This window comes from Paenibacillus humicola (assembly GCF_028826105.1).
GTDB classification, from domain to species: Bacteria; Bacillota; Bacilli; order Paenibacillales; family Paenibacillaceae; genus Paenibacillus_Z; species Paenibacillus_Z humicola.
In genome coordinates this window covers 3,044,301-3,056,943 of the sequence record NZ_JAQGPL010000001.1, presented here as the reverse complement: position 1 = coordinate 3,056,943, position 12,643 = coordinate 3,044,301, and the positions used below count along the sequence as shown (strand labels likewise).

Below are 12,643 nucleotides of genomic sequence, written 5' to 3'. Positions count from 1 at the left end.
AAACCGATAAGCTGGAGGAAGCAAGCCGGATTGACGACAGTGCTTGAAGGAGGGATGCCGCCGATCTTGACGATCGCAGGAACAGACTCAGGGGCGATTATATTTGCAGGACGGCATAGCGGAGAGTTAGCCCAAGCAAGCAATTATCCTAAAGAACGTAACGGAGGTATTATTTCAATGTCCATAGAAGCGGGAAGCAGATCGAATTGGTGGACCAAGCGGCCATGGAGGCAAATTCAGACGAACCTGCGCGAAATCGATATGATCGATATCGACGCCGACCGGTTTGTCGCCGACCTTCAGGAGTTTAAAACAACTTCGGTCTTGATAAACGCGGCGGGCATCATTGCCAGCTATCCGACCAAGCTGCCGTTTCATTTCCAAAGTCCGTATCTGCAGGGAGACAGCCTGAAGGATATTATTGAAGCCTGCCATGAAGCGGATATTGCGGTGACGGCTCGAACCGACTTTTCCAAGGTCCGCAAACCGATCTACGAGCAGCATCCGGAATGGGCGTACAAGAGCGTCCAGGGAAACATCGTCGACTATAACGGCGACGTCCATGTGTGCCTCAACAGCGAATACCAGCAGAGCTATGCGATCGAGATTATCCGGGAGCTTCTGACGACTCACGATTTTGACGGCATCTTCTTCAATATGGGCGGCTATCAGGTGAAGGATTACAGCTACAATTACCATGGCATCTGCCAGTGCGACAGCTGCAAGCGCAAGTTCGGCGACATGTTCGGCCTCCCGCTGCCGACCAGGGAGGATATGAGCGATCCGGTATTCCGTAAATACAAAATTTTTAAAAACATGACGTTGAAGGAGCATTCCAAGCGGATTTACGACGCGATCATGGCCATTAATCCCGATCTGCTCGTCTCCAACAACCTGAACCAACGCGGCGTATTCAGGCAGGAATCAAACACGGCGATCGCCCGCGCGTTGCCCCATTGGCAGTACGATGCTTCCGACAACACCAAATATGTGGTCAGCTCCTACAAGCCGATGGTCTCTTCAAACACGACGGTCGACTTCATCGATTATCAGTACCGTCACGTCACCGTATCGCCGCATCAGCAGGAGCTCCGCCTGTACCAGAACCTGGCCAACGGAGGAGGACTCGACTATTATCTGATCGGCCGGCTGGACAATCACGAGGACAAGTCGGGTTACGAGCGGATCAAGCAAGCCTTCGCATTCCATTCTGAGCATCAAGACGAATTCAGGAACATTATGTCGAAGTCGACCATCGCCCTGCTGCGGGGCCCGGACGGCAACACGGCCGAATACCAGGGGTGGTTCCGAATCCTGACGGAAAATCATTTCCCGTTCGACGCCGTCATGGTGCCGGCAGCGACCGGGGTACCGCTGGATAAATATAAGGCAATCATAATTCCGGACTATCAGCCGATCGGCGACGAGCTTGCCCGGAAGCTGGACGCCTTCGCCCATGCAGGAGGCGTTGTCATCTCCGTCTCGCGCAGTGGATTTGCCGACGAGTCCTACGAAAATCGCTCCGCTCCTGCATTGAAATGTCTCGGCATCCGCAGAGTGAACGAGATTGCCCCGGATATGACCTCCGCCTGCTTCAAGCTGAATGACAAGACGGGGCTGACCCGTTTCCCTGTTACCGACCTGGCATATCTGGACGGAAGCTATATATACGCCGATTACGAAGATACTGCGGAGAAGCAACTGCAGCTGATCCCCCCGCATATGTTCGGGCCGCCGGAGCGCTGCTATTACACGCAGATCACGGATCATCCCGGATTTACTATCAATTCATACGGCAAGGGCAAAGGCATCTTCATCCCCTGGCAGCCGGGGGCGCTGTTCCACCGTCAGGGACATACGAATACGATCGATCTGATGGCTGACCTGCTGGAGCATGCAGCAGGACTTCAGCCGATCGGAGGCAACCTGTCGCCGATGGTCGAGGCGACGGTGTTTGCCAAGGAGGACGGCTCCTCGGAGCTGCTTCAGCTGGTGAACGCGTCGGGGCATTTCGGCGTTACCTTTTACGCCCCCGTAACGATGTCCGATCTGGAGGTCTCGATTCCCTATGATAAGACCCAGCCGCCGCAGTCCGTGAGAAGCCTCGTAACCGGCAAGGACTGCGAGTTCACGGCAGACAGCGGCACGTTAACGGTAAAAATCCCAAGTCTTAAACTTTTCGAGGCGATCAAAATCAGCTGATCGGGGTGGATGCAATGACTAGGAAATGGGTGAAATTCAGCCTGCCCTTCATACTCGGTCTTCTGGTGCTGAACGGCTGCAGCGGAGGCGGCGCAGGCAATAAAACGCCCGGCACGGCTGAAGGCGGCAAGGAGTCCAAGACGGAGGATTCAGGGCCAGTTCCCATCGAGATCATGACCAATTTTACGAATACGATACCGAAGCTGGACAATGCGTTTTATACAGAATTGCAAAGGCTTACTAATACGAAACTGAACATCTCCTTCGTGCTGGACGGAAACGATTATAACTCCAAGCTGGACCTGGTACTCGCATCCGGGGACATTCCCGAGGTGCTGAAGGCGGACTTTACCCGGCCGACGCTTGTCAATGCGATCCAGGAGGGCGCCTTCTGGGATCTGACTCCCTTCCTCGGCGATTTCTCCAAATACCCGAATTTGCGTGACAACATGGTGCCCGGCTCATGGAATTACGTCAAGTACGACGGCAAAATTATGGGCATTCCGAGAAGCCGGGCGCAGATCGACAATACGATCATGATCCGCAAGGATTGGCTGGATAAAGCCCATATTCCGATGCCGACGACGGTCGACGAGTTCAAGGAGGCGCTGAAGGCCATCGTCAAGGCCAACCCCGCCGGCGGAAGCGGCACGATCGGTTACGACATCGCCGATGCGACCAGCTCGCCCTCCCTGAATGCGGCCTTCGGCGTGGCCGATCCAACCTATGACGCGGACGGCGGCCTGATGTATTCCTATTTGACGCCGCAGTTCACTGAGCTGGTTGCCTGGTTCCGCGATCTGTATGCGGAAGGGCTGCTGGCGAAGGAATTTTCCGCGCTCACCGTCACACAGCAGAAAGACATGTTCAGCTCGGGCCGTGCGTTTGCCTTCGACGCCAGTGCCTATTACAGCTTCGTCTATACGGATAATGTGAAGAAGACGCAGCCGGAGGGTAACGTCGTGTCGCTGCAGCCTCTTAAGGGCCCCAAGGGCTACGGGGCGATGCTGGATATCGGTACCCGCGGCGGCCAATATATCAGCAAGAAGGTACCCGAGGAAAAGGTGCCGAAGATTCTGGATTATTTCGAAAAGACCGCCTCGAAGGAGCTGACCGACCTCGGATACTACGGCAAGGAAGGCGTTCATTACAATGTCGTGAACGGCGATAGGGTGATGACCGACCTGGGCAAGCAGGAAATTACGGTCGATACGATTGCGGCCATGACGCCGGCTTACTCCAAGTGGGGCAAGGTCGCTTACGCGGGCGCCTCACAGGCCGCCAACGAGGCCAAGGAGAAGGAAATGGAAATTTACGGTAAGCTCGGCAAGACCGACATGTTCGGCTACCTGTACTCCCCGACCTGGGTCGACGTCTGGCCGACCTATGAAGCGGAATTAAAGAGCACCCGGATCAAGGCGATCGTCGGTCAAATTACGATGGATCAATACAAGCAGTACGTCGACAAGATCAACAGCGACCCAAAGATCAAGAAGGCGTACCAGGAATTCGCCGCCGACCTGAAGTCGCGGACGCAGAAGCAGTAACGCAAGGCGTCGTTTCACGTTTCTAAAAATCTATAAGAGGGGCCGGGGCTTTCAGCTTCTGTCGATCATCTTCTGCCAGCAACCCTGAAAATCCGGCCCTTCCTGCCGTTTCTCGAATGGAGGGAAGTCATGGAGCGGACAGCGACAACCGGTAAGCGGTGGGCCCGCATCAAGAGGAATCGCTACATCTACCTGATGATGTCGGCGGGAATCATCTATTTTTTCCTGTTCAAGTTTTTGCCTGTCTGGGGCCTGCTCCTGTCGTTTCAGGACTACAGCCCTTTCAAGGGCTTTTTCGGTAGCAGCTGGGTCGGGTTCAGCCATTTCACCGAGCTGTTTCAGAGCGAGAAATTTTATACTATGGCCCGCAATACGTTTGTTATCAGCATGTTCAACCTCGTATTCTTCTTCCCGCTGCCGATTGTGCTGGCGCTGATGCTGAACGAGGTCAGGCATGAAGCGTTCAAGAAATGGAACCAGTCAATCGTCTACCTGCCACACTTTTTGTCCTGGGTGATGCTGGTCAGTTTAACTTTCTTCGTGTTTTCTTCGGACATCGGCATCATCAACAAGCTGATCGTCGCCTCGGGCGGCCAGCCCGTACTGTTTATGTCGGAGCCGAAATTTTTCTGGATTCTGCTGACGCTGCAGAACATATGGAAGGATACCGGATGGGGCACGATTATCTTTCTCGCCGCCATCGCCGGAGTCGATCCCGCCCGCTACGAAGCCGCCGCCATCGACGGGGCGAGCCGCTTTCGGCAGATCTGGCATATTACACTTCCGGCGATTCGTCCCACCATTATTATTCTCCTCATCCTCCGGTTCGGGAATATGGCCGACGTCGGGTTCGAGCAGGTACTTCTGATGATGAATCCGCTCGTCAACTCGGTGGCGGAAGTATTCGATACGTATTCCTATACGCAGGGTATCATCGGCGGGAAGATCAGTGAGGGCATCGCCGTCGGGATGTTCAAGGGCGTGATCGGGCTCGTTATGGTCGTCGCTGCCAACCGGATCGTCAAGCGGCTGGGCTATGAGGGCATTTACTGACGTAAATCGGCTAATCATTGAAGACGAAGAAGGTGATACGAATGAGCTTCGTGTACAGAAAAAGGCTGACGGCGGCGGACTGGATCAATTACAGTGTGCTGGCCCTCCTGTCCCTGATCTGCCTCTTTCCGTTTATTTATATTTTCAGCGTTTCCTTCACGGATCCAGACGTCTACGTGCCCTTAAAATTTTACCTGTTTCCTCCCAGATGGTCGCTTGATGCCTACAAGTACATCCTGTCGACGAACAGCTTCATCAATGCTATCAAGAGTACGGTATTCATTACGGCTGTCGGCACGGTGCTGCAGGTTATCGCCACCTTCTCCATGGCTTACGGACTGACGCGCAAGGACCTCGACGGACGGAGTGTCGTGCTCGGCTTCGTCGTCTTCACGCTGGTGTTCCACGCGGGCATTGTACCCAATTATTTGATCGTAAAAGGGCTCGGCCTGCTCAACTCGTACTGGGCCTTAATCTGGCCTAATCTGACGAACGCCTGGACGCTCATCGTCGTCAAGAGCTTCCTCGATTCGCTACCTCCGGAGCTTGAGGAGTCAGCCAAGATCGACGGAAGCAATGATGTCGGCATTTTTTTCAAAATCGTCCTCCCACTGTCGATGCCGGCTATCGCAGCCTTTACGCTGTTTTTTGCGGTGGCGCAATGGAACATTTATTTCAATGCGCTCATCTATATTTCCGACGCGAACAAGTGGACGCTGCAGGTGCTGATCAAGGCGCTCGTGCTGGATTCCACGCCGCTCGGCGCTTCCGGCACGGCGGCGGACGGCATTCCGCCGCTCGAGACCGTCCGCATGGCCGCGGTCATGTTCGCGATGGCGCCGATTCTGATCGTCTATCCTTTCCTGCAAAAGTATTTCGCCAAAGGCGTCATGCTCGGCTCGGTCAAGGGCTAGCCGTCTACCTGTGATGATTCCGGTAGTCGCTGGGCGACATTTTATACAGCCGCTGAAAGACGCGGTTGAACGAACGGTGCGAGAAGCCCGTCATTGAGGCGATCTGGCTGATGGTCCGGTCGCTGTCGAGCAGCAGCCTCGTCGCTTCGCCCAGCTTACGATTGATCAGATAATCGTGGAAGGTGACGCCCGTTTCTTTTTTGAACAGCCGGCTCAGGTAAGAAACGTTGATATGGAACAAGGAGGAGCATTCGGTTAGGGAAATGTCCTTTTCCAGATTATCGCCGATGTACCTGCACACTTCCCTGACCGCCGCCTTACCTGCCGTATTATTGTTCTCTCTCATAATCTTCAGGTATAGCGGCAGCACCGTATCGATAAACCACTGGCAGATTTCTTCCGTGCTCTGGTATGCTCTCAATTGATTGAACAGGTCGTATTCCAGTATGCCGAGTGCGGTACCGCATTTCTTCTCTGCCGAGGACACGAGGGTGGCGAGCAGGACGTGATAGCTCTGGTAGACAAAATAGTAGGACTCCGTTCGGATGAGGAATTGGTTGAATTCCCGCACCCCCTGCTCGAACCTGGCGGAGTCTCCGTTAACCAGCGCTTCCGTAATGACCGCTTCGATCTCATGCGGATATTTGGGAAACGTCATCTTCTCGGGCACGCCATCGTCGTATGTTAGAATCGATTCCGAGTCCTTGAGCAGGCGGAGCTGCAGGGCTAGCTGGGCTTCGCGGTAGGATAATGCGATATCCGCGATATGCGGATACGGCCTGCCGATTCCGACTGACGCCTTGACGTTTAGGTAGGTTTGTAGGGCGGACTGTATTTTCCAGGCATAGGTCCAGGTTTCCTGATTGACGCTCTCCGCTGCGGCGTCGCGGTCGAAGAGGAGTACGGCTACGCCGTAACCGCGAAAATCGTGCAAAACGTAGCTGTTGCGTGAAGATACTCCGCCCAGCAGCTCATTCATTACATTCATCAGCGCATAACTCAACAGCGGCTTATCCTTGGGCTGGAACCGGCCGTTTTTGCCGAAATCCTCCACTCGAACTAGCAGTACGATATACATGCAGTCGGTTTGGATGCCGTAGTCCCTGCAATCCTCGTACAGCGAATCCGGGGACAAGTAATCCCCCTGCAGCAGCTGCTGCATGAACCGTTCGATCAAGGACGGCTCCGACCTCTTGATCCATTCGCTCGACAACTGCAGCTGGGTGTTGAAGTAGTCGAGGCATTCCCCGATATACGATATTTCCTCCTTCGGAGTGCCGATCCGGTTCTGACTAAGCCGCCTGCCGAAGTTCACCAGTTGGCCGATCGGATGGTAGGCCCACTTGGAGTTAAAGATTGTCAGAAAGATGCCCATCGCCAGAAATACGGTAACGGCGAAGATCGTCGTCCATAATATCCACCCCAGATCCTTGACAATTTCGGCGCGGGAAATGACCGATACGTACGTGATGCCGAGGTCGGATTTTCGATAGGAGTAAAAATATTCGTTCCCGTCGACGTCCATGACCGAGGCATTGCTCGATTGCAGCGCGCTGGAAGCGGTTGCACGGGCGACCTGTTCTCCGACCAGCTTGTCGGTGCTCGTCTGCTTGTTAGATTGAAACAATACCTGGTCGGTCCTATTCACGACGAAGATCGACTCGTTCCGGGTGAGTGACAGAATGGTGGAAAGATATTCGTTTATTTGCTCCACTTCTACCTGGGCCACAAGCATGCCCTGTGGATTTTGCGACGTCGTGGGCAAGGTCATAATTAATGAGATGTAGCCGTCTTTCCGGCTGGCCGGAAGGTAGAGCCAGTAAGCAGACTTGTGAATTTCGCTCAGCGCCGCCAAATCTTCTTTATATTTGAAATAAGGTTCGGACACGTTTCCCTGCTCGCTGGAGAGGATGAGCCCGGAATTTCTGTTCAGGTAATAGACGTTCTTAATAAATTTGTTGCGACCCAGAAGATCGGACACTTCCGTCAATATGGAAATGTTGTTTTGGACTCTCGAAGACTCGTCCAGCGTCAGGAAGGATTCGTATATGGCGGGCTTCAGGGCGCTCTTGGACAACTGCTCCACCACATCGAACATGGCGTCGTCGATAAACTTCTCGATAATATCCAGCGAATTCTGGTTGTTCGTCTGAATATGCGCGATTTCTCGCTTCATTGAAGTGTTGTAATAGACGATGCTGGCCAGCACCAGGGGCAGACAGACGGATAGGCATCCCAGCCAGATCAGACGATACAAGTAAGATTTCATCCCGTACGTCCTCCTTTAGCACCTCAACTGATGATAGACAGCTCCATTCTAGTCCCTGTGGGCACGCGCCAACAATAGACAATTGTTTGCCTCGCCCATTGCACGAAGTAAAAAGCGTTCAAAAAAGCTGCTCCGGGAAGAGCAGCTTTTGCATCGTGCGAATGTTCATCACTTGTACAAGTCATATTCGACGGCCGGTGCGATTATGCCGGCTGATCTCCGGAAGCTGCTTCAACCGTCCGGCAATACTAGCCGTCAGGAATATCCCTCCAGATGGAATGCGGAGCAGCGGTCAAGGGCTTACTTCCGGTCGCCCGGTTGATCAAGCCTCCGCGCTGCTCCGTGAACCGCGTCTGTACGCACATAGCCGCGGGATTACGGGGCTGTTTTGAAGTTCTTTTCCTAATACGGCTTTGTATAGAAGTTCTTGTCTTGAGCAAACGACAAGAACTTTTATACATAAAATAAAAATGCCGCAGTTTATGCGACTTCCGTTGTGTAGATATTGTTGTCGTCCGACACCGGAGGAGCTGCTGCGTCAGACGGACCGGACGTTTGATTTAATAAAACGGCAGCGCCGCGGCTGAGCGTCTGCGCAAAGGCGTTGCCGGCCATACGTACAAACAAGAGGCCGGGAATCTTCTTGGCCTCTTGTTTGTGCCCCGTCTGTCTCCCAAAGTCTGGAGGCGAGCGTCGCATACGCTCTAGCCCGCCGACCGAAGAGGATATGCGCGCCTACGCGTTCTCAGCTATGGCGATATCCTCGTCTACCCGCGCCTGGAGCGCCGCAATGTCAACAACATTCCATCCCTGGCGCGTCAACTGCTGTGGCACGTATTGGCTCACGGTTTGCGCGACGTAATCCTGCCAATGTTCGGACGCCGACCGCAGATGAGCAACCGCCTGCGCTTGACAAGATGGATCGTCCGTCTGCCGGAATAGGCACAGCTGCAGCGCGCCGGATATTTTGGCTGCGTAATATCTGCCCAGGTACGCCATCGCCCGCAGATCGCCGAGCGTCAGGCGGAGCTGCTTGTCATCCCCCGGATCAATTCCACCCGCCAGCTGCAGCGCGCGCTCCGCATATTCGCGCAGATCCTGCGCTACCCTCTCCGGCGTTATGCCGTCGAGGGCGCGATTGCCACTCAGATGCGCGCAATAATCGGGAATGCTCATCAGTCCGCTCCCAGGCATCGGCGCATCGTTTATGAAGTGCTCCACCGTATGGAACCCCTTGGCGATTCTCGGATTGCTGTAGCACGCCTCGGGATACCATTGAAAATCCAGATGGTTCTCTTCCCAGTGGAACGTTGTGACGAGCGGCAAAATGCGCGACGCCGCCGACCAGGCTTCAAGCAGCGCATGGCTCGGCGCTTCCGGAAAACGGAACGCAAGCTGTCGCTCGAAACAGGAGTCAGGAAGCGTCGGCTCGTACGCCAGCCGGCCCCACAGCATGAAGCTGTACCAGCGCTTGCGAATGATCGACTGGCGAGGCGTATCCGGCTCTGTACTGACGAATTCACGCCCCCAGACGACCCCGTCCGGTCCCATATAGAAGCCTGCCAATTGCTCGGCCGGAGGCATGTTCAATATATACTGCCGGGCAAATGTGGGATCGCCCCAGCGGAAATAGTAATAATCGTCGTCCCGCACGGTAAGCCACGTCTTGCGGCCCTCCGGCAGCTCGGTCAGGAAGCTGCCTTCCAGCTCCTTGTAGCCGCTCGTCTGATAAATGAACGGTGGATGAGCCGACGAATACATGTGCGCCAGCGAATATTTGTAGCTGTAATCGAACGTATCCGGGTATGCGGCGAACGCGCGGTCGATGGTGGACAGCGCCGACTGGTGCGCCCGGTGGATGAACCTGATCTTGCGCGAGGGGTCCTTGCGCTTGATATCCATTACGCCTTCTCCGTATGTGCGCCACAGCCAGTCCTCATTGGCAAGCGGTTCGCCGTGCTTCATGTTTTCGCCGGCGGTCACGCCGATTCCGGCAAGCAGCGGATACGAGTCCAGCAAGGCGCGGACGCTAGCCCGGAAGTAGTCGACGGTCGTTTCGTTGTCCTGAGCGCAGGAGATGCCGTAGCTGTTGCCCTCTGTGCCGTATGTGAACATATTCCACGTGATGATGAAGACCTCGATGTTGCGGTTCTTCGCATGCTGCATAACCTCGCGCCAGAAGTCAACCTTTTCCTCGATGCTCATAACGCGGACGGTCTCAAGCGAAGCGAGCGTCTTCTCGGTTGACATGTCGGTTCCCATCAGGCTCGCTTGAATCGGAACGGTAGTACGCTTCACGTCGCTGAGGGCGATGTCGGGATATTCGGGCACGCGGACCATCGATGGGAACGGGTGAAGATTCCACAGAGACAGCGCATTGTACCGGTACAGCGCCATATCGTCCAGAAACTCCTTCCAGAAGTCCATGCTCCACATCTCGGGGATATTGTGCTGCGCGGAGTCGCCGTTGTCGGAATAGCTCGGCGTGCGCGCGTCAAGGGGGAGGTTGAATTTGATCCCGCGTCCGGCGATATGCGGCTTGCTCGACTTGTTCAAGAGATTGACGACGCTCGTTCCGGCATTGATCGAATCCGCGACATCAAGCCCTCCATACATTGCTCCGGCCGGATCGGCGCCGGTCACACGGCACAGCGCAACGCCGTCTCCCCGTTCCATCCGGATCGTGTAGCCTTCCGCCGCGAGAGCGGCGTCCCCCTCCTGCGCAACGGTAAGCGCAATACGAATCGAGGCATCCGTTTCGGCCAGCGCGGAGAGCGAGATACCGGCAACGGTCGCGCCACGCTTTTCCAGCGCCTCCCGTAGCTTCGCAGCCGCAAAGGAAACGGCCGGGATCGTTTCATCCCAAGCAATAACAATCCGTTCCATCTTCCACATTCCTTTCCTGTCCGCTGCGTGCGGACGTTCTATGTTCAGTTCGGCGTTCAGTGAGAGTTCGGGCGGCTATGTTCTATTCCATTTCCAGTACGGCGACGGACATCGGCGAATTTCGGCGGAGAACCCGCTGCCGGCCAGGCGCGCGCCGGTCAAGAACACGGGCTGCACCCGATCCGGATGATCAAATGAATTATGGCTGCTCATTCCGGGGGCTGTCAGCGCCCTGCCGGAAACATGGTTCCCGCGAAGCCGCCGGTATCGCATTCCACCTGTGCGGGTCGGTATTGCAGAGCGTGCTGTAATCCTGCACCCGTATATATTAATGGAGCGCCAGACCGTCCATGAAATAAACTGCTTCCCGCATCAGCACCTCCGTCCAGTGGTAATCGTCGCCGCGCGGTCCGGCGGCGATTTTGTACAGCGGGGGCGCCGTAATCGCGGCAGTACATGCTGTACTGCCGGTAAGCGTCAGCGTACGCTTCCGCGCGCATCCGCCCGCCACAGCCCCAGTTTTCATTGCCGACGCCGAAAAAAGCAAGCCGCCACGGCTTCTCCCGGTCGTTTTGCGGCGCAGTTCGGACATTGGCGATTTGCCGCCGAAATTCATGTACTGCACCCACTGCTCATCTCAAGGACCGTCCCGCTGCCGTCCATCCAGTGGTATTCGTCGGCGAAACAGCCGCCCGGCCAGCGCAGAATCGGAATATTCAGCTGTTTAAGCGCTTTCACGATATTGCTCCGAATGCCGCGCGTATTCGGAATGGACGAATCCTCCCCACCCAGAGTCCCTGGTAAATACAGCGCCCAGATGCTCTGCAAAATGCCCATAAATCTTACGATCGATTGTGTGCTTGCCGGCCATGGCGTCAATTTGACGACGTTTCTCATCATCTGCTTCCTCCTCTGCATTAGCCCTTCAGGGGACGCCTGAAGGGCTAATGCAGAAGTCTAGGCGTCAATCGCTTAACGATTCGTCAAAGTCAAGCCTGATGACCAGTACTTCGTCCGTCAATTCATTGACAGGCAGATTTCGAATTCTCAGATAAGGTTTCTCTCTCCAGTGCGAGGGAATTAAATCGACACGGGCTTCCAGCTCCTGTCCGTTGTTCAGAAGCACCGCTCTATTAGGCAGAATATCCCAAGGCTTCAGCACGATCGCCGTGGCTTGGATATCCCGGTACAGATGAACGTAGAGCGTGTGTCCTTTTTTCGTCGCCAGTACATGGTCTCTTTCAATCCTGTCTCCGCCGGACGTGACAACGACATCCTTGTGAATCAAAGCTGAGGCGGGGAGCGCCTGTTCGAACGACTCTTTGACTGTATTATACCATTTTCCAATTATTTGCAAAGCCTGAATGCTCTCTTCAGGGAATGAGCCGTCCGCCTTGGGACCGACATTCAGCAAATAATTTCCACCCATCGCCAAAATTTTATCAATGCTCTGCATCAGAAATTTGTGGCTGTAATAATCCTCGTCGCTTTTGTAGGACCAGCTTTCCCTGCCGAGTGACTGGTTGGCCTCCGCCGGCGAGCGGAATTCGTTCCCTTCGGGAAGAATCCGTTCCGGGGTGCTGTAATCACCCTCGCCCGGTCCGCGATTGTTGATCAGAATGCAAACTCGTAATACCGGTCGATATCGGGCTCTTCGCCGGCCCGGGGAGCGAACATCTCGTGATGCCGGTCCATGTTCGGATAATTGGGATGATGCCAATCCGGACAGGAGTAGTAGAGACTGAACGGAAAGTTTCTCCGCTCGCACGCCT

General features: G+C 55.0%; 7 protein-coding genes and 1 pseudogene. 4 read left to right on the top strand and 4 right to left on the bottom strand.

The window, feature by feature from the left end; all coding sequences use genetic code 11:
- The first annotated feature begins 177 nt into the window (after positions 1–177).
- From PD282_RS14020 to PD282_RS14005, 4 genes are all read left to right on the top strand, one after another.
- A complete protein-coding gene (locus tag PD282_RS14020; protein ID WP_274651295.1) occupies positions 178–2,202 on the top strand; it encodes a beta-galactosidase trimerization domain-containing protein in 2,025 nt (674 codons plus the stop codon).
- Positions 2,203–2,216: 14 nt separating this feature from the next.
- A complete protein-coding gene (locus tag PD282_RS14015; protein WP_274651294.1) occupies positions 2,217–3,749 on the top strand; it encodes an extracellular solute-binding protein in 1,533 nt (510 codons plus the stop codon).
- 129 nt (positions 3,750–3,878) lie between these two features.
- Complete coding sequence (locus tag PD282_RS14010) at positions 3,879–4,802, top strand: ABC transporter permease (RefSeq protein ID WP_274651293.1); 924 nt, start codon at positions 3,879–3,881, stop codon at positions 4,800–4,802.
- 41 nt (positions 4,803–4,843) lie between these two features.
- Complete coding sequence (locus tag PD282_RS14005; RefSeq protein WP_274651292.1) at positions 4,844–5,716, top strand: carbohydrate ABC transporter permease; 873 nt, start codon at positions 4,844–4,846, stop codon at positions 5,714–5,716.
- A 4-nt stretch (positions 5,717–5,720) separates the two neighbouring features.
- On the opposite strand, the gene PD282_RS14000 is transcribed toward PD282_RS14005, so the two are convergent.
- The 4 genes and pseudogenes from PD282_RS14000 to PD282_RS13985 form a co-directional block, all read right to left on the bottom strand.
- On the bottom strand, positions 5,721–7,985 hold the full coding sequence (locus PD282_RS14000; RefSeq protein WP_274651291.1) for a helix-turn-helix domain-containing protein: 2,265 nt from the start codon (positions 7,983–7,985) through the stop codon (positions 5,721–5,723).
- A gap of 735 nt (positions 7,986–8,720) precedes the next feature.
- A complete protein-coding gene (locus tag PD282_RS13995; protein WP_274651290.1) occupies positions 8,721–10,871 on the bottom strand; it encodes a beta-N-acetylhexosaminidase family protein in 2,151 nt (716 codons plus the stop codon).
- Between the two features lie 331 nt (positions 10,872–11,202).
- Positions 11,203–11,742 (bottom strand): annotated as a pseudogene (locus PD282_RS13990) (alpha-N-arabinofuranosidase); the annotation flags it as partial.
- Between the two features lie 93 nt (positions 11,743–11,835).
- Positions 11,836–12,639, bottom strand: a complete 804-nt coding sequence (locus PD282_RS13985) for an alpha-L-fucosidase (protein WP_274651289.1) — start codon at positions 12,637–12,639, stop codon at positions 11,836–11,838.
- Positions 12,640–12,643: the final 4 nt, after the last annotated feature.